The following is a 20,137-nucleotide window of genomic DNA, read 5'->3' as shown; positions in this document are numbered from 1 at the left end:
TCACGGCCTGTGTTGTTATTGCACAGAGGAACAACGTCCGTAACTTCCATATCGCTGTAAGTCAGTGTTCCTGTTTTATCAAATACACAGGTATCCACGGTCACCAGCTTTTCAATAGCACTTCCGCCCTTCAACAAAATGCCATTTTGAGCCGCACGGTACATGATGGATTTGAACGTTACCGGCGTGCTGAGCCTGAGAGCACAGGAATAATCCACCAGGAATACCGAGGCAACCCGATTAATATCCTGAGTGAGGGCAAACACGGCGGCTCCCATGGCCAGGGTAATGTTCACCCGGCGATCGGCCATATCCTGGGTAACCTGCTGAATTTCGCTTTTTTCACTGAGTGATTCATAAATCAGTTGGGCAATCCGGGCTGTGGTCGCCTCACTCCCTACCTTCTCAACCCGGACTGAAACCGTGCCATCGTGGACAGTGGTACCCGCATAAACCAGCGCACCTTCTTCGCGGCGGACAGGCACATTCTCTCCGGTCAACGTCGATTGATTAATAAACGCAGCACCGGATATCACAATACCATCAGCCGGTATTGCTGAGCCCGGCTGCAGTTCAATCAGGTCGCCAACCTGCAATGCGCCTGACTGAACCAACTCCCGGTGACCAGCACCATTGATCCGCCATACCTCACTTTCCTGCGGACGCATCAGATCTGCCAGCAGCTGATCACTGTTACGGCTGGTTTTCTGCTCCATATATTCGCCAAGGCTGATCAGGCTCTGGGTCATCATGGCGGTTTTATAATCACCCCGCCAGAAAGAGAGCCCAATAGCAATGGCATCAAGCACCTCAACGGAAACCCTGCGCTCTGCGAGGTCTGATAAACCTTCCATCAGGGCCGGTGCAATCAGCGCAGCCGTTGACAGCCCACCCCATTTATTGGGGAGTAATGCGGCCACCAGCGTTCCAAGGATATTCAGGGCGATATCACCACGGGTAAACTCATGCTTACTTTCTTCCTGCTCAGCTTCATCCAGATCAAGCTGAGATAAGCGGGCACTGATTATCTTTGCATCCAGCAGCTGTGTATCGTAGTGAACGACGATTGAACAGGCCGCTTCATTAATACGGATATCATGCAGTCCCTGAATACTCAACAACGCTTGCCTGATCCATGCGCCGGTATCCGGGTATTCCTGCAATACGGCGATTTTGAAGCGAATGCGTCCTGGCAAGTGATGCTTAACCTGCAAAACAGTCATTTGTCGCCTTTGTGGAGATTGCGGTAATACTCAAGTTCAGCCTGAGTATCTTCCAGACGCTCTTTCAACTCTTCAACTTCTCCACGAACAGCAGACCAGGCTTTTTCTCCCGTGGTCGCCATACCCTCTCTGAATTTTTTATTCGAGAGCAGATAGGCAACAGCAGCCCCAGCCGCCAGCCCCATAACAAAGTGGGTTTTACTGTTCTGCTGACGGTAAGCTGGCTCTCGACTTACGTCACCTGACTGAGAGTGGCCGTAGGCGTTATAGCCGTAGTAAGGGTTATGACCGGTCATGCTTTTTACTGTCCAACAATTGATCCATTAAATAGAGGCCAGCGGTGCCTGCGGCAACCAGAGTCAGCATTGACAGGACCGGGCGGCCTGCCATCTTTTCCGCCGCATAAGTTGTCACGCCACTGACTGCGCCCGCCTGCAGGGCGGCTTTGACCGCCCCCCTGGCCAGCTCATGGGTATCCACGTCGCCCGCCTTATAGGTATTCCAGCGACTGATCACCGATGCTCCGCCACCCACCATGGCACCGGCAATCATTGCCCGGCTGGCGGTGCTGAGTTTCTTGTTTGCATTGCTCATCAGGATCACTCCGGTTGAGCGGGTTTCTCGTTGGCAGAGGCTTCTACCTCAACGATTTCAATCACCGGTTCAACATCTGGCTGCTCTTTTGGCGATTGATGTTTTTTTACCGACGCCTGAAAGCCCTGTTTACCCGCCGCATAGGTATCACGGAAAATTTCACCACCGGTGGTTACATTTTCCCGGACGGAATCAACCGTGTGACTGGCTTTTTCCTTAACAGCAGAACCGCTACTTTTGACCATATTGCCAGCGCCAGTCACCAAATCGACCAGCTTTCCACGCACCTTGTCATTGGTCAGCAAAAGTGTGGCAGCAGCACCAACCAGAGCCCCCTGCCAGAAGCGCTTATCATTCATTATCTGACTTCCTCTGAGTTATTGTGTTCAGCTGACTCCGGTGTTCCAGCGCCTGCCCCTTTCAGCATACTGCCGACACCCGCCAGCATTTCCAGCAATTTACCACGCACATTTTCATTACCCAGAAGCAATGCCGCAGCTGCGCCGATCATAGCCCCTTTCCAGAATTCCCGGTCATTAACACCCAGAGTGCCCAGTAATTCTTTAAACATCCCGGCGTCTTCTCCCAGGGCATTTTCCACCACGGCCTGAGCCTGCTCAGTCAGTGGATGAGCGGGTGGAGGCGCACTTTGCGGTGACCTATCGGGCTGATAGCCTGGCCAGTATGGCGGTGGAGGCATCATGGCCGGGTGATGGTAATGGCTATGGGGGTAACCCGGGTGTCCATAATAAGGGTGAGGTGGCGGATAAGGCATTTGTCCCATTGGTGCGGCGGCATAAGGGTCATAGCCTGCGTATCCGTAGGCCCCGCTGGGCAGCATTCCGCTGGGCGGCATATTGTCATAGTGCCTGAAGGCTGACTCTTCCGCTGCCTTCTTTGCATCGTTACTCATGGCGACTTCCATCCAGTTCCAGACATCTGGCTATCTGATAACAGGCCTGTGCAGCATCGGCTTCAGATTCACAAAACAATTCATCAAGCCATTGTGGGTTAATGATCTCTGCATCGTAATCAATCACTATGCTGTCAGTGGCACAGTTTAGTATGTAATTCTTGAAGGCGGGAATATCAGAAAGCACCGTTTCGATATCCGCTGCTTTAAAACCTGCCAGTTTTGTCAAGATACCCAGCTTGTACTTAAGACGAATTCGCCCGGGAAAATGATAACCGATTGACACCCATCGCCGTAGCATCAGGGCTTGTTTGATGTGCTTTTGCATGGGCCGGAATATACCACCAATACAGAGGAAACAGCGGTGCGGTGATTGTACGACGAAAAATATTTACTCTTTTTTTGATTTAAATCAACAGTGATGATAGTGTCACGAATGATAATAATTATCAGTAACACTAAAGTACTTATGAATACTTACATTCATCAAACAAATCAAAGAGTTAGGATTCGATCTGACTATATTCGCCAGAATCCTGAAAATGTCAGCAGGCTTATTACCAAACTTGGCAAGATCAACGCCATACAGCGTGTGACCCATAAACGACATGCAGGCTCAGTGGCCATTCAATTTGATAACAACGAACTGGACAGTAAAAGCCTGCTGGATATTCTGGACAGTAATGGCTGGCTGCAATCGGATGGACGCCCCTCTTTTATTGAAAATGCCGTTGTTTCCGGCACAAAGACCTTTGCCAGAGGTATGGCTGGCCTGGCCTTAACCCGTCTGGTGGGCCCCTCAGTCAGCCGGGTTATTATGAGCTTGTAGTCCCAAATTTTTTAGCGGCACATTTACAGATGCCGTTGGCTTTTGCCGGACATTGCTTACAGGGTGGGCTTTTCAGGGGAAGGTGCAGTATGGACTGTTCACGCCGGGATTTTTCCACTGTCGGCTGTAGAGAATCAGAAGAGACGCCGAATGAAGCAAATGGTGCATCGTTGCCTTCCTGAAACCAGGATATCAATGGATTGCATGGCGCAGCCAGTTCTCTGGCAGCGCTGACGACAGCATCCTGAACAATGGACTTTACCTCAGGTGAGAACACCTGAACCTTTTCTGCAACACCAACACTTTGTCTTTCAGCCAGTGCCTGCAGTTGCATCCATGATCTGGTTTGCAGTTTGGCTGACTTTTTACCGAGTTTTTTTAGTTTTTTTAATGCACTACTCGAACTCATGTTTCAGTCTCCCGATACAGCAGACCGAACACTACCACAATGCAAATAAAAATGAATCTTATTTACAATACATGAAAATATAGCTACCGCTTTCTGCCAAAAGAAAACACCCGGGTCCTCAGCAGCAGCAGGATCGCCAGTAAAGCGCCATAAATGACAGGTTCCGTATAGTCACTTTTAACCAGCCAGAGAAAATGAATAACCGCAAGAACAGCAGCAACGTAGACCAGTCGATGCAATTGAATCCACTGCTTACCCAGCCGCTTCATCATTTTTTTTGTTGAAGTCACACCCAGCGCAACCAGAATCGATAGTGAAAAAGCACCGACAATAATATAAGAACGCTTATAAAGGTCTTCTAACAGTGTCTGCCATTCCCAGGACAGCATAAAAGCCAGGTAAGCCAATAGATGCAAAACCGCATAGAACAAGGCGAATAACCCCAGTATCCGCCGGAACCGGATCAGTTTTCCTATACCCGTCAGCCGTCGTGCTGGTGAGATAGCCAGCGATAAGAGCAAAAATATTAATGCCCACTCTCCCAGCCCGTGGGTGAGAGCGCTGGCAGGGTCTGGCCCCAGATTGTTTTCCAGAGCCTTCATGATCAGATCGGCTAATGGAAAAAGGCTGAGAGGAAATACAGCAAGCTTGATGTTGGCAACCCGATCCATAGCCCTATCCTTTTTACAACTCAGTAAAAGCGTGTTAAATCCATGCCCTTGTATAAGTCAGCAACTTCTTCGCCATAGCCATTAAAAGGCTGAGTCTCAATCCGGTTAGGTGCCAGCAGTGTACTTGGCAACCGTCGTTCATGTTTCTGGCTCCAGCGAGGGTGATCAACCGCAGGGTTTACATTGGCATAGAACCCGTACTCCTGAGGTGCGGAGGTTTCCCAGGTGGTTTTCGGCTGCTGTTCGGTCAGACGAATTTTCACTATGGATTTGATGCTTTTGAAACCATACTTCCAGGGTACCACCAGCCGGAACGGCGCACCATTCTGATTGGGTAAGATATCGCCGTATAGCCCGGTCGCCATCAGGGTTAGCGGGTTCATGGCTTCATCGATTCTCAGCCCTTCAACATAAGGCCAGTCCAGAGAGCCAAAGGATGCCTTCTGCCCTGGCATCTGCTCAGGGTCATGCAGTGTGGTGAACTCGACAAAACGGGCTTTGGACGTCGGCTCAAACTGCTTAAGAATATTAGCCAGCGGGATACCAATCCAGGGGATAACCATGGACCAGGCTTCAACACATCGCAGCCGGTAGATGCGCTCTTCCATCGCATGAGGCTTGAGAATATCTTCCAGATGGTAGCGACCAGGCCTGGCAACCTCACCTTCCACCACCACTGACCATGGATCGGTTTTCAGAGAATGAGCATTCCTGACCGGATCACCTTTCCCTGTGCCAAACTCGTAAAAGTTATTGTAGGAAGTAACCACTTGATGTGGTGTCAATGCTTCAGTTGTCGTGTAAACGTCAGAGTTAAATGCAAGAACCTGCTTTTTTAGCCATTCGGGACCCGGCTGAGAAGGAATAACACCGTCTTGTGGTTGTTTACTGATGGCTTTGGCTTCGCCCTCCTGGGAGCACCCTGCCAACATCAACCCCAGCCCGGCCAGGGCAAAACGCCCGGACTGCTGCATAAAACGTCGTCGGTCATGATAGATATGCTCGGGTGTAATTTCACTACTGCCGATATCTGAGCGTTTTTTTATTTTCAGTAGCATGATATCTCCTTACCAAACACTGCTTATATTACGGTCATTCTGGCGAGGCGATCACATGAAAGGCCGCATTTCCACATAATGCCAATGGATATTGCCGAGCTCAAGCATCCATCTCTCGCAGGTATAAAAAAAGCCAGCAATGCCGGCTTTATCAAGAAGCTAAGAGAAACTAAACCGTTTGATCACTCTTGTTGTCACCAAGCCGCCAGATCGCGGTAATCGGGCCAGAGCAGGCATACGCCAGAAAGATCATCAGCAGTGTACGGGGCGGGTCCATAAACACCACGGCAAAGGCCAGAACCATCGCCAGCAGGAACACAAAGTGTACCCGACCTCTCAGATCAATCTTCTTGAAGCTCTGATAACGAATATTGCTGACCATAAGGACACCAGCCCCACCGGTAATCAGCGCACCAAGTATGGCAATGAAGGTGGACTCACCATCCAGGCCAAAGTCACTTAGTGCCCATACCATACCAATCACTACCGCTGCCGCCGCCGGACTGGCCAGGCCGGTAAAGTAGCGACTGTCAGTGACTTCAATCTGGGCATTAAACCGCGCCAGCCGAAGGGCTGCACAAGCCGCATAGACAAACGCAATCATCCAGCCAAACTTGCCAAGATCCTGCAGCGCCCAGCTGAAGACCACCATGGCCGGGGCAACACCAAAGGTGACCATATCCGCCAGGCTGTCATACTGCTCACCAAACTTGCTCATGGTGTTGGTCATCCTGGCGACACGACCATCCAGACCATCCAGAATCATGGCGACAAATACGGCAATACAGGCCAGGGAAAAATGCCCCGCCTGTGCAGCGATAACGGCGTAAAAACCACAAAACAGGTTGCCGGTGGTGAAAAGATTGGGTAACAGGTAGATCCCTTTGCGACGAATCGCCTGTCCTTCTTCAATCACTTCTTCTTCGTGCTCGTCTACAGGAAAAAAACCGTCGACGGCATCTTTATTACTCTCCGGCTTTTCCATTTTCTCAGTCATTAGTGCATCTGCTCATCATTACAGAATCATCGTGAGACTGTATCACGAATACGCTTTTTGAGGGACACCGTCAGATCAAACATTAGGTCAGTAACCACCCTCGCTGACATCGTTTACCAAGTGCCGACCAGAACCGCTCAGCGCCAGCGTGCAGACGAACATCATTTCGGTAAAGCTTGATTTCAATATAGCCCCAATACTTCTCCCGCTGATCCAGACCGGCAAAGTCCACCAGCTGGCCACTGGCCAGCTCATCAACAATGGCATAACCCGGCAGCCAGGCAATGCCCCCACCTTTGAGAGCCATCACTTTGAGCAGGTTGGTCAGGGACGATTCCATCACCGGCTGGAAACGGGGCAGGTTGTCGATCTTTCTCAGCAGGCCGTTCACCTGACGCCCCATAAAGGCCCCGGGACTGTAACCCAGCAGCGGAATCGACCCGAGCTGACCACTCAGGCGAAAGAGTGGTTGTACGCCGTCGTCCATCTGGCGCAACAGATTGCGCGCCGTGGTATGAAACAGCCGACCTTCGGGGGTCAGTGCCAGGGGTGTTGTGGTGCGGTCGATGAGTTCCACCCCCAGGGCGTGCTCAAGGCTGCGAATGCGACGGCTGAAAGCGGGCTGAGTGACATTACGATGCTGCGCCGCACGGGAAAAATTCCGCAGCTCGGCCAAAGCCAGAAAATCTTCCAGCCATTTAGTTTCCAGATTCATCCTGTTTCAACTTGCTGAATGGTCGGCGGCAAGTCTGACACAAAACAGTGAGCAAGAAATACAGACAGAAGACAGCGACTTAATAAACGCTGCCTTTTTGCTCTGCGGGTTACGCCGCCTGTTTTTCGCCCAGGTAATGATTGTCGTGACCGGAGTAATACCAATCGACACAGGCTCTGGCTAACAGCTCGGTGGCGTCAATGCACCGCTCAGGTTGCTGTTGTGCGATGTTGGCCAGCCCAATGGGAATTTCTGTGCAACCGAGGATAACGGCTTCGGCACCACCAGCAAGCAGGCCATCAAACACCATTTGCATACCCCGTGAGCCTTGTTCCGGGCGACCGGCTTTAATGTCGTAAATCGCAGTCATTAGCTGTTGCTGGGCGAGATCGTCCGGCACTTGGTACTCTCCACCCAAAGCACCGATACGCTGTTTATAAATCTCCGCTGCCACGGTGGCGTTGGTTGCCATCAGGCCCACATTGGTGATGCCGCGCCGGACAAGCTCCTGACACACAACATCGATAATGCTGATCATTTTTACCGTGCTGTGCGCTTGCAGGGCACCAAACCAGTAATGCGCAGTATTGCAGGGAATCACGATGCACGTTGCACCAGCGTTTTCCAGCCGCTTTAAGCCCTGCAACAAGGATGGCAGAGGGTCTTTGCCGCCCTGCAAAATGCAGGCACTGCGATCAGGTATTTGCGGTACGTTATGTACCAGCATCGGCAAATGCTCCTGATCGCTGTTCGCCAGACTCAGGGCAATCACTTTCTGCATAAAATCCACGGTAGCCAGCGGCCCCATTCCCCCAAGGATACCCAGCATTGCTGTGCTCCCAACCATAACGGGTTATTGAGCACAGTGTTTGCCAAACCACCATGGGTTGTGAAATGCTGAAAATGGCCGGTTTATGCCGAAAAAGCATTGTGATACAAAATCGGGCCATAGTTATATTAGTGAACAGGTTGACAGGTTATGCGCTATTTTCTGGCCATTATTTTACCGCCGCTGGCTGTACTACTCTGCGGTAAGCCATTTCAAGTGATCTTGAATATTATCCTTACCTTATGTGCCTGGTTGCCGGGTGTTATCCATGCGTTGTTTGTGGTGAATAGCCATTTGGCCGACAAACGCAACAAAGAACTGATCGACGCCATTGAGAAGAATCACCGATGAAAATTGCAACACTGAAGACAGCCATCCTGTTCGTAGCGACGCTCCTGCTGGCCGGTTGCCAGAGCACTTATTACAGCGCCATGGAAAAAGTAGGCATCCATAAGCGCGATATTATGGTGGATCGCATTGAAGATACCCAAACTGCACAGGAGCAGGCACAGGTGCAATTCCAAAGTGCACTGGAGCAGTTCCAGAGTGTTATCAACTTTGAGGGTGGCGACCTGGAAGCCGCCTACAATGACCTGAACTCAGAATACCAGGACAGCCTGGCCGCTGCAGAGCGAGTAAGAGACCGCATTGCCAGCGTTCAGAGTGTGTCTGATGCACTGTTTGACGAATGGGAAGACGAACTCACTCTCTACAAGAGCGATAGTCTGCGCAGAGCCAGTGCCCAGAAGCTGAAAGACACCCGACGTCAGTATCAGCGTATGATGGTCAGTCTGGAAAAATCTGAACAACGGATGCAGCCGGTGCTGGATGCCTTTCAGGATCAGGTGCTTTATCTAAAGCATAACCTGAATGCCCGGGCCATCAGCGCATTGAAAGGGGAGTTCAACACCATCAAGGCGGATATTGATCGCCTGATCAGTGATATGCAGGTTTCCATTGACCAGTCACGGCAGTTTATTCAAGCGCTCAAGCAGCCCTGATTTTCGGCTCTTTATCTTCAACGAAAAACAGGATATTTCTTGCGAAATATCCTGTTTTTTCAAGCGACAACTCTAACTACCCATTCTTAGTTTTTCTCTTTATCAACCAGCTTGTTCGCGGTGATCCAGGGCATCATTTCCCGCAGCTGGGCACCCACCTTCTCAATCGGGTGGGCCGCATTGTTGCGACGATAGGCGGTCATGGATGGATAATTCAGAGCACCTTCAGAGATAAACTTCTTGGCATACTCACCGTTCTGAATATCTTTCAGCGCTTCACGCATTGCCTTGCGGGACTCGTCGTTGATCACCCGTGGGCCGGTCACATACTCACCGTACTCCGCATTGTTGGAGATGGAGTAGTTCATATTGGCGATACCGCCTTCGTACATCAGGTCAACAATCAGCTTGAGTTCGTGGAGACACTCAAAGTAAGCCATTTCCGGTGCGTAGCCCGCTTCCGTCAGGGTTTCAAAACCGGCCTTGACCAGCTCAACAGCACCACCACAAAGCACGGCCTGTTCACCAAAAAGGTCGGTTTCCGTTTCATCTTTAAACGTCGTTTCGATGATACCGGTACGACCACCGCCGACACCTGACGCGTAGGAGAGCGCAACGTCTTTGGCCTGGCCGGAAGCGTCCTGGAAAATAGCAATCAGGTCTGGGATGCCGCCGCCTTTAACGAACTCTGAGCGCACAGTATGGCCCGGTGCCTTGGGGGCAATCATGATGACATCAAGATCAGCACGAGGTACTACCTGGTTGTAGTGGATGGCGAAACCATGGGCAAAAGCCAGGGTCGCTCCCTGCTTCAGGTTCGGTTCAATCACCTCCCGGTAAAGCTGGGACTGGAACTCGTCCGGTGTCAGAATCATAACCACATCAGCCTGAGCGACAGCCTGAGGTACTTCTGCCACCAGGAGACCCGCTGCTTCCGCCTTGGCCCAGGAAGAAGAGCCCTTACGCAGGCCAACCGTTACTTCAACACCAGAGTCTTTCAGGTTATTAGCGTGGGCATGACCCTGGGAGCCATAGCCAATGATAGAGACTTTTTTGCCACGGATAATGGAGAGGTCACAGTCTTTATCGTAATAAACTTTCATCGAATAACTCCTGAAAGAAAACACCAGTCCGGTGGATTTAGGCTTGTTATTTACACAGCGGCTTCCCACAGTCACCGCTCTCCCAACGTGGGGTACACCATAACCGATAGGTGATTCTGCGTATAGTTGCATTTAGTGATATATTTGCAACTTAAAATTGCAAAATATGAAATAACCCTGATTTCCCTATGGCTATAGACCTTCGCCCTCTGAAACAGTTCCTCGCACTGGCAGAATCCCTGCATTTCAACAGGGCCAGCCTTATTTGCCATGTCAGCCCGTCAACCCTGAGTCGCAACATCAAGCAGCTGGAAGATCAGCTGGGGGTGACACTGTTTGAAAGGAACAATCGAAGTGTCTCGCTCACACCAAAAGGCAAACGATTTCAGGCTTATGCCCGTGAAGCGCTCTCGCAATGGGACATAATTCATCATGAACTGGTGGCTGGTGCCGGGGAACTTCACGGTTCATTGAGCGTGTATTGCTCAGTCACCGCCAGTTATAGCTTTCTCTATGAGATTCTCAGCCAGTTTCGACCAAGATACCCGGGCATTGAAATCAAACTGCACACCGGTGATCCTGAGCCAGCGATTCAACGGGTATTAACCGAACAGGAAGACCTGGCCATTGCCGCCAGGCCTGACAACCTTCCTGCCGGACTGGCATTTCAGCAAATAGCCGTTTCACCGCTACGGTTTATTGCCCCTGTTGAATCCCGGCTGGCAGAAACCCTTAACGCCAAATCCCTGCTGGTTGATGACTTTGAAGGCATTCCCATGATTTTGCAGGAACAGGGAATAGCAAGGCAAAGACTGGATGCCTGGTTTCAGGCTAATGGCAGACACCCACAAATCTATGCCCAGGTGGCTGGCAATGAGGCCATTGTCAGTATGGTCAGCCTTGGTTTTGGTGTTGGTGTGGTTCCTGAGATTGTCTTGAATAACAGCCCGCTGGCTGGAAAGGTTCAGGTATTAACAGTCAGTCCGGAACTTAGGCCTTATCAAGTGGGGCTGTGTGTACTGGAAAAAAAGTTAAAGAATCCACTGATTGCCGCATTCTGGCAGCAGCTATCCGAGTAAACGGGCTTGCACGTCACTGAATGAGTTGTTTTTTATAAAGGTAGAACGGCTGTATTTGGAAAATCCAAAAACAGGGGATGTTGCTGTGCAAGGGTGACTGGATTCTGGTTGTAGACGGAAGAGTTCTTCCATGCAGACCGTCTACGTTTGATGAACATTACGAACAGGCTGAGTCTTTGCGTAAGGCGCACTGATTCCCTTGATGCTGTTCGTTAGGTGACGTGTTACTTGCTGGCAAGGTGGTTAACGATTTGAATGAGCAACTCTTCGGTTTTGTCGAAACGGCGATCAACCGCGTCGAAACGGCGATCAACCGCGTCCAAACGGCGATCAACCTCTTTGAACTTCTCACGTTGTTCATTGAGGATCAGGGATACAACTCCATGAGTCGCTTCAAGGATTTTGTTGTTTTCCTGGAACGCATAGTCGAGAGCGTTTACCTTGGCTTCCAGTGACATAGGTACTACCTGTTTTTATTGAATGAGCCATGAACATAGCAGACTTTGAGAGATGGCACAGAGACACCTGACAATGTACTTATACGAACTCGTTTCGCATCAGCAACATATCCATTTGTGAAGCCATATTTGATTGCTACTTCTATCCTTAATGATGCCGTTCCGATGCACCAGAGCCGGGTGAGGGATCCTCCAGTTTAATCGTTATATGCAGGGAGTCATTTTGCACAATTTCAGGATTGCTCAGATCATTCAGCGCCAGGAATTTAGAAAAACCCCATCCGCTATTTACCCGCTTTTGCGGTTTTTGGAAGCCTGGCTTCTCCTCAGAGGCAAACATTCCCCCTGCACGTTTGGCAGGGTCATTTTGATCAATCAGAGACACCGAGATCATCTTATTCATTGGCCAGCGAATCTGCTCATCGTATTGACCTTTCCACACAGCAATATAGACCCCGAGATAACCTCTTGCACTGGCTTGTTCATAAGAAGAAAGTTGTCCGGACACACAGTAGCGGTCTGTTGTATAGACTGCAGGACAATAATGACTCTGATCTTTCCTTGTTGCGGCATCTGCCAGCCATGACTGGACCCCATCTATTCGCCATAAAAAAACGTCAACACATCTACCTGTATTATCAGACGACTCCATGGGAGACAAACTTCCAGCCGTTACGTAAGATCGCTGCAGGTTAGTCAGGTATCTTTGCTCGGCGGCTAAACTCTCGACAGCTGATTGCCGGGCACTTCGGAAAACAAAACTATTGAACTGTCGCTCCATGTTACCAGTGCGTTCCTCCAATCGATCAAGCCGCGTTCGCAATCTGTCGATGTTCCGATTCGCATTGCCTAAGCAGAGAACGGCTCTCGTCAATAATGGCAGCAGGTTCTCTGCATCTCGTTTCAATACCTGAAGCGTTCCTTGATCCAGTGCTTCATATTTCTGAGTCAGAGATTGTATCCTCGCACTTTGTTTTTTCTCTGAATTCATGAGTTGTGCTTGCAGCTCTTTTAGCTGCTTACCCTGCATCATTAATTTGGTGCTGTCGGGAATTCCATCACATTCATCCAGGTGAGATTTGACCTCCCGGTAAGGGCCTTTCCAGGTGCAGGCCGATTCATGGCAAGGTTCAAATGTGGTAGCAGAAGGGCATGGTATCTCTGTGTGCCCGAAACTGCGGGTTTCGGCAATGTCATCCACGACATCGGAGCCGTCAAGTGGACATTTGGGCATTTGAGTCAGGGTTCCAGGGCTGGAGGTCAACTGACAATCCCGGCACAAAAGATGCCCTTCTCCCAGACACTGCGCTATTGATGTTATCAAATGGTTTTCACCGCTGCATTGTATTTTTTTCGAAGGAAGACCCATTGAAAAACAAACGTTTCGATGAGAAAAAGTGGCCGTTTGGGATTTTTTCGGAACATCGGCAGGATCACTGGTATTAGCAGTGGCAATTGAAGCCTGGGCTGAAATCGGTGTCATTATGATTTCCTCTTTAACTGCCCTGGAATGTTTGACGACTGTTTTCAATATCACCCGATGACTTACAGCATGGGCAGTCTAGATCTTATCTGAGGTAGATCAAGTGTCTATTCAACATCCTGGCATAGCCCGATGATTGAGCTCACATATCTATTTTCAATCCTTGCAGTGGAATAATTCTTAACCTCCTATAGTATAAATTCTCGTGGTACCTATTGGGACATTCAGTTATGCAGTTATAACTATTTCAAGACTTCAAGATCTTCTTAATGCTATTCCGTTAAATAATTATCAACACAAAAGTAGTGAAATACTCGTATTAACGCTTTTTCAGCCAGTAACGGAAATTGCGTTGGAGATACATTTATGATTAGTAATAATTCTACATTTCAACCTCAATTCACCAATGAACGGCTAAAACAAGAAGAAATAATTTAACGAGAAAAAGGTACCCGGAATATTGCTGATGGCCATGCCAGCCTGGAAACCCACAATATAAAAAAATCTTTCAGAATGATATTTGTGTAAGTAGCTAACCAGGTAAATAAACCTGAAAACACCCTGGAAAAATGATTATCCTTTTCTACAGAGAAACTGAACTAATAGCTTATAGACCAATCTAACCACTCAGGCAGTTTTAAATCTGATTAATTAATTTGTCAATCATCTGTAACGTATTGAGGCTTTAGTATTTTAGTAATGAATAATGTCTATCACTGTAACCCGATACCAACTACTGCTGCCCCGTTGGTCTCTCAACCAGAAGATGTGGAAACTGAAAAATGCGCTATCTGCCTTGAAAACCCGGGTAACAGTGGTATTGTTGCGACGTTTCCCTGTACCCATATCTATCACAGTTGGTGCATTGATCAGTGGCTTACAGACTCAAAACATGCCGATTTCGGCTGTCCACTCTGTAAACGGAAAATTGCCCATTGTTTGTACTCTGAGAAGACGCCACTCCACGTGGCAGCTGCCAGAGGCCGGTCTGATTTTGTCGAGGGCTTGCTTGAACAGGGTGCAAACGCCACTGCCATCACCAAAGGCGGGATAACTGCCCTGCACTGCGCGGCTAGCAAAGGTGATGTAGCGACGATCAAGTGTCTTGTTAACCACGGTGCCGACATCAATGCCCTCACTCCCCCCAGGCACGGTGATACTCCCCTCCACCTTGCGATGTTAAATAGTCATGAAGCGGCCATAATTGCCCTTATTGACAGTGGCGCTGGCATTAATCACCTCGTCCCGGATGAAAGATGCCCACTTCACTTTGCAGCTGCAAAAGGTTTCCTTAATGTCATTAAGATTTTGCTTGACAAAGGCGCTGATATCACTGCCGGTAGCAGGACCCCCCTCCATTTTGCGGTAGAACATGGGCAACATGATTCCATTCGGCTATTGCTTGACAGGGGCGCTAATATTGATGCCCAAGCCTCATGGTTGCCAAAAGTGTTTAGGGTTGAAACGACAATACACCATTTTTTTAACATAGGAAGAATGAGGGAGAGAACCGATAAATCCACAGTAAGATACGGTGAAAGGGAATTCCACCGGAAACAGTACAAAAAAACACCACTTCACATTGCTATTGAGACCGGTCAGGTTGAGACCGTTGATCTTCTGCTGACCGCTGGCGCAGCCACCAATGTACTTATTGGCCGTGGCGAGACGCTATGGAGCTGGATAAACAGAGTAAACAAACTGACTACACCCATCATCAGGTCGTTAGCCAGTGCCCTGTGCCGCTCTGAGGCACCTTGTGACGATATGCGTGCCGGGTTGCTCAGTGAACTGATTAAAATCAATGACTGGAATTTATTCGACCAATTGCTAGCCAGAACTCCGGGGGCTGACATTAACACGCTTCATTATCCAGGCTCTTGTAAATCAGCCTTTCACGAGGTGATTATGGAGGGACAAAAAGACAAAATCCAGGCCATGATAACCCGGAGTGCTGACGTTAATACCCTTTACCATTCTGGATGGACGCCCCTGCACTGTGCAGTCTTCAGTCACCACGCACATGACGCCATTGAGGTACTGATTGCCTGTAAAGTTGACGTCAATGCCAAAAACAGCCGGGGACAAACACCTCTGCATCTTGCGGCTAAATCTGGTAAGTCAAAGGTTATTGATCAACTGATTGGCCATGGTGCTTTCGTCAATGCTACCACCAGCAGAGTGGATGTCACACCAGATGCGCTGGCAAAGGATGTTGGCATGATGACCCCCCTCCATTATGCGGCCATTGAAGGTCATTCAAATGCAGTTCAGCGCCTGATTGACCAAGGTGCCTCCACCAAAGACAGAGCCCAGAACGGAAAGACCGCCCTTGAACTTTCAGAAACTGTTCTAACGATAGCTCGAGAGAGCTTAGCGGTAGGCCGCACCCTTCATGCTATGTTCCCCTTTGGCAATCCGGGACCAGTCTTGAATAACAAAATAGCAGAAATCAAAACCTACTCAGGCATCGTCAATCTTCTGAAGGTTCAGACATCAGTAAATCTATCTGAGGACCTTTGATGTTGTTATTCAATCGGGGGCAAAATAATACCAATTCCACCTTCTAAATATGATAACGAGCAAGTCATTTTGGACCGCTGGGCAAGGCGGAATGACGAGTAATAGCAGGGCTATTGCGAGGAATTCCAACGAAGATCCAGCGGTTCAAAATGGCTGCGCAGTTCATATTTAGAAGGTGGAGTTGGTATAAGCAGCAGCAAGAGGAATAAAAGGCATGGCATCCTGACAACAACATGATGCTGGAAGTATTAGAAAGCAATCTTCCAAATAACTGAAATCCGGCTAAGCCAAAACTCCCCCATCAAGGGGCTTTGAATAATTTACCCCGAAGTCGGACTCCGGGGTAAAAGATTAACAGTCAGCGCTTAAAGAGATAACACTTTTTCCCCACGGGAAATACCGGTCACCCCACTTCGCACAACTTCCAGCACCTGTGCCTGACCAATGGCTTCAATAAAGGCATCCAGCTTTTCACCGGTTCCGGTCAGCTGGATGGTGTAGACAGAGCTGGTCACATCGACGATCTGACCACGGAAAATATCCGCTGTCCGTTTTACCTCAGCACGCAGTGGCCCACCGGCACGCACCTTGATCAGCATCATCTCCCGCTCAATATGAGCACCTTCGGTCAGGTCCACCAGTTTTACCACATCCACCAGCTTGTTCAGCTGTTTGGTAATCTGCTCAACGACCTGGGGATTGCCCTCCGTGGTCAGCGTCAGGCGGGACAGTGTCTTGTCCTCCGTTGGTGCAACATTCAATGTTTCAATGTTGTAATTACGCTGGGAGAAAAGCCCGACAATACGCGACAGTGCACCGGGTTCGTTCTCAACCAGGACAGAGATAATCCGTTTCATCAGGTCCTCTCCGTTTTGCTGAGCCACATATCGGCCATATTGCCGTCCTTGATCTGCATGGGGTAAACATGCTCACTGGTATCCACCTGGATATCCATAAAGACCAGTCGGTCTTTCAGCGAGAACGCTTCCTCCATGGCCGACGTCAGCCTGGCCGGATCGGTAATTCTCATGCCCACATGCCCGTAGGACTCCGCCAGTTTGACAAAGTCTGGCAGTGAATCCATGTAAGAATGGGAATAACGACTGTCATACTGCATATCTTGCCACTGTCGTACCATGCCCAGTGCCTGATTGTTCAGGTTGATGATTTTCACATTCAAATCATATTGCAGACAGGTAGAGAGCTCCTGAATATTCATCTGAATACTGCCCTCACCGGTGACACAGGCCACATGGCTGTCCGGGAATGACAGTTTTATTCCCATCGCGGCAGGCAGACCAAAGCCCATGGTTCCCAGGCCTCCGGAGTTAATCCAGCGGTTGGGCTTATCAAATGGATAATACTGGGCAGCAAACATCTGGTGCTGACCAACATCGGACGTGATGTAGGTGTCTTCACCCCGGGTTACTTCATACAGTGTTTCTATAACCTGCTGAGGCTTGAGAATAGTGCCGTCACCCTTGTCGTAAGGGAACAGGCCACCACGACCTTCACGCCATTCATTGATCTGACGCCACCAGCTATCGAGCGCTTCCTGACCAATACGGGTATCGGTCTCTTTTATCTGACGGATCATGGTGTCCAGTACCGCATCCACTGGCCCGACAATCGGCACATCCGCCGGTATATTCTTGGAGATACTGGCCGGATCAATATCAATATGAATGATCCTGGCATCCGGGCAGAACTTTGATGTGTTATTGGTCACCCGGTCATCAAAACGGACGCCCACTGCCAGAATCAGGTCCGCATTGTGCATCGCCTGGTTCGCGCAGTAACTGCCATGCATACCGAGCATACCGACAAACTGATGGTCCGAACCAGGGTAGGCACCCAGGCCCATCAGAGTATTCGTCACCGGTACATTCAATGTTTTCGCCAGCGCTGTGAGTTGTTCAGACGCCTTGCCCAAAATAACACCGCCACCGGCATAGATAATGGTTTTTTTAGCCTCTGCCAGCAGTTCAACCGCTTTGCGAATCTGGCCATTGTGACCTTTAACCGGTGGGTTATAGGAACGCAGCCGTACCTTTTGCGGGTAACTGTATTGGTACTTTTTGCCCGGGTCAGTAATATCCTTGGGGATATCAACCACAACAGGCCCCGGGCGACCGGTCTGTGCCAGATGGAAGGCTTTCTTGATGACCTCTGGAATATCTTCAGCCCGCTTGACCAGGAAGCTGTGTTTTACGATGGGTCTGGAAATACCCACCATATCCACTTCCTGAAACATATCACTGCCAATAAAGGCAGACGGCACCTGACCGGAAAGCACCACCATGGGGATCGAGTCCATGTAGGCAGTGGCAATACCGGTAATGGTATTCGTTGCCCCCGGACCAGAGGTTACCAGGGCCACACCCGGCTTGCCGGTTGCTCTTGCGTAACCGTCTGCCATATGGGTGGCAGCCTGTTCATGACGTACCAGGATATGGGTAATCGCCTTCTGCCGGAAAATAGCGTCATAGACGTGCAGCAGAGCCCCCCCCGGGTACCCGTATATATACTCGACTCCCTCATCTGCCAGTGATCGGACCACCATGTCCGCGCCGGATAATAGCTCCACTTGCTAACCCTCGGCTTTATTTGGAATGAATTTTTATATCGCCCCGAATTGCTGGCGCTATTAACATCTTCTGCCGCTGAATATCCCGACTCAATGCCAACAGTCCCTGAAACAGAGCGTGTTAGAAATTGGCGAACACGAAAAGGCATCTCTTAACGATCAGCCTTCACCAACAAGTGCAGCTCCGGGCTGCATGAGACTCACAATTCTGGCTTGCAGAAATGCTACATTCCTGTGCGGGTAGGAGCAGTGCACCAACAAATGATCTCAGCACAAGATCGAGAAGTCGGTACACTAAGGAACACTCTTATCTGAGCCGCAGATAAGCGGCATCAAATTGTCGCATAATTCCCAACGCAGCTTCTTGGGCGGCTTCAGGAGGTGCCATTTTTGACTTTCAGCAGCCATCCGTCAATACAAATACGGATTTTGCCTCGATGAACACGAATTTTTTTGTCACAGAAAGACGATAAATGACTAATGCAATAATGGAGAGTACGAGGTTATCGACGATTCCCGTCGTCGGGAGGAGCTCCTGTATCCATAGTCGTGCAGGTTTTTACCTTGTTTCTGAGTCACCAGGGTTTGACCGGTAAGGCTTTAGAAAATCGCTTAATATTGATAATTTTTCATCGTTGTCACTGCTGCTGCATTCTACGATTTCAGATAGCCTGCTGAGGGTATCGCAGTGATGCCTGGCAATCCTGTCAGATATATATTTCTGAACATTGACACTTAAGTCAGCTGGCTCAAAAGGTGACCCGTGTTGTTTGGATATCAGAACATACCTGTCATCCACCAGAGGCTGTGGAACGGTGGCACCGAAGAAACCCGAAGGATGCCAGCGGTTGCCATCCGAATACTCGAATATCATGTCATCAACATCGCGATCAAGGTCAGAACTGGACATCAAGTGGTTAAGTATCCACTCATTCACTTTTGGATTTGCAACAAAATAGATCTGCCTCTGGAGCTCGCAATCGTCGTCGCGCTTGTGACAAGTATCTGAGGAATCAACCATACTGCACATCTTCACAGCACTGGACAACTCTTCTTCAGAAAACCCATCCTGACGCATAAGGTTTTGTGCATATTCAGTGAATTGAACGCTTTTTACCCCATCAGCAGCGCTTCTGCTGGCATGGTAAACAATACACTTTGCATCGTCTGATAACTGCCGTTTAACTTGCTGGCTTATGTCATCGCTCAGTTTTATGTGTGCAGGTAATGAAGCCTCCCTGGGCCATAAAGTACTGGTTGTCGGAACCGTATCTCTGATGTGATTTTGCTCACGTAATTGAGACTGCACTGCTGCAACTGGCACTTGATAGACAGCTCTTGGTCCAACGGTAGCCGGGGAAACAGGGTGAGAATTACCGTCATTAGCAGGGAAACTGACGTCCGGTGTAAAAGGCCCAGTCAGATCAGCGAGATTCATAGACGTTAAACTCTCGGGGTTGCACGGGAATTACTGACTCAGACAGCCATTTTTGATGAACGTTCCTGCCCCGGGGAAAGAGAACTGCCGATACCTGTAGTGTAAAGGTGCATCACAACGATTTGTCCATGTACGTCACAGGCTGGCCAATCAAAACAGGCCAATATATCTGCTCACCCACTGCCAAATCCTGCCGATTTTAAACAGTTAATGTGTTGGCTCACGAA

Annotated in this window: 24 protein-coding genes (1 of these 24 running past the window's edge); 6 read left to right on the top strand and 18 right to left on the bottom strand. The window is 49.5% G+C overall.

What is annotated here, in order from left to right; all coding sequences use genetic code 11:
* The 6 genes in view from ACO6UX_RS22770 to ACO6UX_RS22745 are tightly spaced (at most 5 nt apart) and all read right to left on the bottom strand, a layout consistent with a single transcriptional unit that may run on beyond the window.
* Positions 1–1,223, bottom strand: partial view of a heavy metal translocating P-type ATPase gene (locus ACO6UX_RS22770; protein ID WP_422450601.1) — the 5' portion only. The gene continues 844 nt to the left of window position 1, outside the view; 1,223 of the gene's 2,067 nt are visible here — the first part of the coding sequence; the start codon lies at positions 1,221–1,223; its stop codon lies beyond the left edge, outside the window.
* Positions 1,220–1,519 (bottom strand): YtxH domain-containing protein, encoded by a 300-nt coding sequence (locus tag ACO6UX_RS22765; RefSeq protein ID WP_269672297.1) that lies wholly within the window; start codon positions 1,517–1,519, stop codon positions 1,220–1,222. Before ACO6UX_RS22765 ends, ACO6UX_RS22770 begins: the two co-directional genes overlap by 4 nt.
* Entirely contained in the window at positions 1,506–1,817 is a 312-nt protein-coding gene (locus ACO6UX_RS22760; RefSeq protein WP_269672296.1) for a hypothetical protein, read from the bottom strand. The genes ACO6UX_RS22765 and ACO6UX_RS22760 overlap by 14 nt, the downstream gene beginning before the upstream one ends.
* Before the next feature lie 5 nt (positions 1,818–1,822).
* Entirely contained in the window at positions 1,823–2,176 is a 354-nt protein-coding gene (locus ACO6UX_RS22755; RefSeq protein WP_101749123.1) for a YtxH domain-containing protein, read from the bottom strand.
* A complete protein-coding gene (locus ACO6UX_RS22750; RefSeq protein ID WP_422450600.1) occupies positions 2,176–2,730 on the bottom strand; it encodes a hypothetical protein in 555 nt (184 codons plus the stop codon). The genes ACO6UX_RS22755 and ACO6UX_RS22750 overlap by 1 nt, the downstream gene beginning before the upstream one ends.
* Entirely contained in the window at positions 2,723–3,058 is a 336-nt protein-coding gene (locus tag ACO6UX_RS22745; protein ID WP_422450599.1) for a hypothetical protein, read from the bottom strand. Before ACO6UX_RS22745 ends, ACO6UX_RS22750 begins: the two co-directional genes overlap by 8 nt.
* Before the next feature lie 141 nt (positions 3,059–3,199).
* Here ACO6UX_RS22745 and ACO6UX_RS22740 point away from each other — a divergent pair, with 141 nt between their 5' ends.
* The gene (locus ACO6UX_RS22740) at positions 3,200–3,559 is read left to right on the top strand and encodes an HMA2 domain-containing protein (RefSeq protein ID WP_422450598.1); all 360 of its coding nucleotides are present in this window, start codon (positions 3,200–3,202) and stop codon (positions 3,557–3,559) included.
* Here the strand turns inward: ACO6UX_RS22740 and ACO6UX_RS22735 are convergent.
* The 6 genes from ACO6UX_RS22735 to ACO6UX_RS22710 all read right to left on the bottom strand — a co-directional run bounded on the left by ACO6UX_RS22735 (position 3,546) and on the right by ACO6UX_RS22710 (position 8,238).
* On the bottom strand, positions 3,546–3,968 hold the full coding sequence (locus ACO6UX_RS22735; protein WP_422450597.1) for a hypothetical protein: 423 nt from the start codon (positions 3,966–3,968) through the stop codon (positions 3,546–3,548). The genes ACO6UX_RS22740 and ACO6UX_RS22735 overlap by 14 nt on opposite strands.
* Positions 3,969–4,051: 83 nt before the next feature.
* The gene (locus ACO6UX_RS22730; protein ID WP_422450596.1) at positions 4,052–4,639 is read right to left on the bottom strand and encodes a sulfite oxidase heme-binding subunit YedZ; all 588 of its coding nucleotides are present in this window, start codon (positions 4,637–4,639) and stop codon (positions 4,052–4,054) included.
* 20 nt (positions 4,640–4,659) lie between these two features.
* Positions 4,660–5,697 carry a protein-methionine-sulfoxide reductase catalytic subunit MsrP gene (gene msrP, locus ACO6UX_RS22725; RefSeq protein WP_422450595.1) on the bottom strand — a complete coding sequence of 346 codons (1,038 nt, stop codon included), beginning with the start codon at positions 5,695–5,697 and terminating at the stop codon, positions 4,660–4,662.
* Between the two features lie 169 nt (positions 5,698–5,866).
* Positions 5,867–6,694, bottom strand: coding sequence for a CDP-diacylglycerol--serine O-phosphatidyltransferase (gene pssA / locus ACO6UX_RS22720; protein ID WP_269676741.1), 828 nt, complete (start codon positions 6,692–6,694; stop codon positions 5,867–5,869).
* An 82-nt stretch (positions 6,695–6,776) separates the two neighbouring features.
* The gene (locus ACO6UX_RS22715; RefSeq protein ID WP_422450594.1) at positions 6,777–7,409 is read right to left on the bottom strand and encodes a LysR family transcriptional regulator; all 633 of its coding nucleotides are present in this window, start codon (positions 7,407–7,409) and stop codon (positions 6,777–6,779) included.
* 109 nt (positions 7,410–7,518) lie between these two features.
* Positions 7,519–8,238, bottom strand: coding sequence for an aspartate/glutamate racemase family protein (locus ACO6UX_RS22710; RefSeq protein ID WP_422450593.1), 720 nt, complete (start codon positions 8,236–8,238; stop codon positions 7,519–7,521).
* Between the two features lie 150 nt (positions 8,239–8,388).
* On the opposite strand from ACO6UX_RS22710, the gene ACO6UX_RS22705 reads away from it, so the two are divergent.
* Both ACO6UX_RS22705 and ACO6UX_RS22700 read left to right on the top strand, forming a co-directional pair.
* Positions 8,389–8,589 carry a YqaE/Pmp3 family membrane protein gene (locus ACO6UX_RS22705; protein WP_101749129.1) on the top strand — a complete coding sequence of 67 codons (201 nt, stop codon included), beginning with the start codon at positions 8,389–8,391 and terminating at the stop codon, positions 8,587–8,589.
* Positions 8,586–9,239 (top strand): DUF2959 domain-containing protein, encoded by a 654-nt coding sequence (locus tag ACO6UX_RS22700; protein ID WP_422450592.1) that lies wholly within the window; start codon positions 8,586–8,588, stop codon positions 9,237–9,239. The genes ACO6UX_RS22705 and ACO6UX_RS22700 overlap by 4 nt, the downstream gene beginning before the upstream one ends.
* An 86-nt stretch (positions 9,240–9,325) precedes the next feature.
* Here ACO6UX_RS22700 and ilvC read toward each other — a convergent pair whose 3' ends face one another.
* Complete coding sequence (gene ilvC / locus ACO6UX_RS22695) at positions 9,326–10,342, bottom strand: ketol-acid reductoisomerase (RefSeq protein ID WP_101749131.1); 1,017 nt, start codon at positions 10,340–10,342, stop codon at positions 9,326–9,328.
* A 194-nt stretch (positions 10,343–10,536) separates the two neighbouring features.
* Here ilvC and ilvY point away from each other — a divergent pair, with 194 nt between their 5' ends.
* Positions 10,537–11,421 carry an HTH-type transcriptional activator IlvY gene (gene ilvY / locus ACO6UX_RS22690; protein WP_422450704.1) on the top strand — a complete coding sequence of 295 codons (885 nt, stop codon included), beginning with the start codon at positions 10,537–10,539 and terminating at the stop codon, positions 11,419–11,421.
* A gap of 224 nt (positions 11,422–11,645) precedes the next feature.
* Here ilvY and ACO6UX_RS22685 read toward each other — a convergent pair whose 3' ends face one another.
* Both ACO6UX_RS22685 and ACO6UX_RS22680 read right to left on the bottom strand, forming a co-directional pair.
* Positions 11,646–11,879, bottom strand: a complete 234-nt coding sequence (locus ACO6UX_RS22685; RefSeq protein ID WP_422450591.1) for a hypothetical protein — start codon at positions 11,877–11,879, stop codon at positions 11,646–11,648.
* A 148-nt stretch (positions 11,880–12,027) separates the two neighbouring features.
* The gene (locus ACO6UX_RS22680; RefSeq protein ID WP_422450590.1) at positions 12,028–12,912 is read right to left on the bottom strand and encodes a hypothetical protein; all 885 of its coding nucleotides are present in this window, start codon (positions 12,910–12,912) and stop codon (positions 12,028–12,030) included.
* Between the two features lie 87 nt (positions 12,913–12,999).
* Between ACO6UX_RS22680 and ACO6UX_RS22675 the strand changes: the two genes are divergently transcribed.
* Positions 13,000–13,194 (top strand): hypothetical protein, encoded by a 195-nt coding sequence (locus tag ACO6UX_RS22675; RefSeq protein WP_422450589.1) that lies wholly within the window; start codon positions 13,000–13,002, stop codon positions 13,192–13,194.
* Between the two features lie 867 nt (positions 13,195–14,061).
* Positions 14,062–15,885: an ankyrin repeat domain-containing protein gene (locus tag ACO6UX_RS22670; RefSeq protein WP_422450588.1), complete on the top strand. Its 1,824-nt coding sequence runs from the start codon at positions 14,062–14,064 to the stop codon at positions 15,883–15,885.
* A 365-nt stretch (positions 15,886–16,250) separates the two neighbouring features.
* Here the strand turns inward: ACO6UX_RS22670 and ilvN are convergent, their stop codons facing one another.
* The 3 genes from ilvN to ACO6UX_RS22655 all read right to left on the bottom strand — a co-directional run bounded on the left by ilvN (position 16,251) and on the right by ACO6UX_RS22655 (position 19,781).
* Positions 16,251–16,742, bottom strand: coding sequence for an acetolactate synthase small subunit (gene ilvN, locus ACO6UX_RS22665; protein WP_101748023.1), 492 nt, complete (start codon positions 16,740–16,742; stop codon positions 16,251–16,253).
* On the bottom strand, positions 16,742–18,472 hold the full coding sequence (locus tag ACO6UX_RS22660) for an acetolactate synthase 3 large subunit (RefSeq protein ID WP_422450587.1): 1,731 nt from the start codon (positions 18,470–18,472) through the stop codon (positions 16,742–16,744). The genes ilvN and ACO6UX_RS22660 overlap by 1 nt, the downstream gene beginning before the upstream one ends.
* Before the next feature lie 559 nt (positions 18,473–19,031).
* Entirely contained in the window at positions 19,032–19,781 is a 750-nt protein-coding gene (locus ACO6UX_RS22655; protein ID WP_422450586.1) for a hypothetical protein, read from the bottom strand.
* Between the last annotated feature and the right edge of the window lie 356 nt (positions 19,782–20,137).

It is taken from the genome of Endozoicomonas sp. ALB091, from assembly GCF_049310265.1.
Taxonomy (GTDB): domain Bacteria; phylum Pseudomonadota; class Gammaproteobacteria; order Pseudomonadales; family Endozoicomonadaceae; genus Endozoicomonas.
This window is presented reverse-complemented; position numbering and strand designations above follow the sequence as displayed.

Coding starts and splice junctions, on each gene's coding strand:
- ACO6UX_RS22760 (WP_269672296.1), bottom strand. CDS start 1,817: ATGAGCAATGCAAACAAGAAACTCAGCACCGCCAGCCGGGCAATGATT.
- ACO6UX_RS22745 (WP_422450599.1), bottom strand. CDS start 3,058: ATGCAAAAGCACATCAAACAAGCCCTGATGCTACGGCGATGGGTGTCA.
- ACO6UX_RS22670 (WP_422450588.1), top strand. CDS start 14,062: ATGAATAATGTCTATCACTGTAACCCGATACCAACTACTGCTGCCCCG.
- ACO6UX_RS22710 (WP_422450593.1), bottom strand. CDS start 8,238: ATGCTGGGTATCCTTGGGGGAATGGGGCCGCTGGCTACCGTGGATTTT.
- ACO6UX_RS22765 (WP_269672297.1), bottom strand. CDS start 1,519: ATGACCGGTCATAACCCTTACTACGGCTATAACGCCTACGGCCACTCT.
- ilvN (WP_101748023.1), bottom strand. CDS start 16,742: ATGAAACGGATTATCTCTGTCCTGGTTGAGAACGAACCCGGTGCACTG.
- ACO6UX_RS22705 (WP_101749129.1), top strand. CDS start 8,389: ATGCGCTATTTTCTGGCCATTATTTTACCGCCGCTGGCTGTACTACTC.
- pssA (WP_269676741.1), bottom strand. CDS start 6,694: ATGACTGAGAAAATGGAAAAGCCGGAGAGTAATAAAGATGCCGTCGAC.
- ACO6UX_RS22715 (WP_422450594.1), bottom strand. CDS start 7,409: ATGAATCTGGAAACTAAATGGCTGGAAGATTTTCTGGCTTTGGCCGAG.
- ACO6UX_RS22750 (WP_422450600.1), bottom strand. CDS start 2,730: ATGAGTAACGATGCAAAGAAGGCAGCGGAAGAGTCAGCCTTCAGGCAC.
- msrP (WP_422450595.1), bottom strand. CDS start 5,697: ATGCTACTGAAAATAAAAAAACGCTCAGATATCGGCAGTAGTGAAATT.
- ACO6UX_RS22730 (WP_422450596.1), bottom strand. CDS start 4,639: ATGGATCGGGTTGCCAACATCAAGCTTGCTGTATTTCCTCTCAGCCTT.
- ACO6UX_RS22735 (WP_422450597.1), bottom strand. CDS start 3,968: ATGAGTTCGAGTAGTGCATTAAAAAAACTAAAAAAACTCGGTAAAAAG.
- ilvC (WP_101749131.1), bottom strand. CDS start 10,342: ATGAAAGTTTATTACGATAAAGACTGTGACCTCTCCATTATCCGTGGC.
- ACO6UX_RS22680 (WP_422450590.1), bottom strand. CDS start 12,912: ATGATGCAGGGTAAGCAGCTAAAAGAGCTGCAAGCACAACTCATGAAT.
- ACO6UX_RS22675 (WP_422450589.1), top strand. CDS start 13,000: ATGGCAAGGTTCAAATGTGGTAGCAGAAGGGCATGGTATCTCTGTGTG.
- ACO6UX_RS22755 (WP_101749123.1), bottom strand. CDS start 2,176: ATGAATGATAAGCGCTTCTGGCAGGGGGCTCTGGTTGGTGCTGCTGCC.
- ACO6UX_RS22685 (WP_422450591.1), bottom strand. CDS start 11,879: ATGTCACTGGAAGCCAAGGTAAACGCTCTCGACTATGCGTTCCAGGAA.
- ACO6UX_RS22700 (WP_422450592.1), top strand. CDS start 8,586: ATGAAAATTGCAACACTGAAGACAGCCATCCTGTTCGTAGCGACGCTC.
- ACO6UX_RS22740 (WP_422450598.1), top strand. CDS start 3,200: ATGAATACTTACATTCATCAAACAAATCAAAGAGTTAGGATTCGATCT.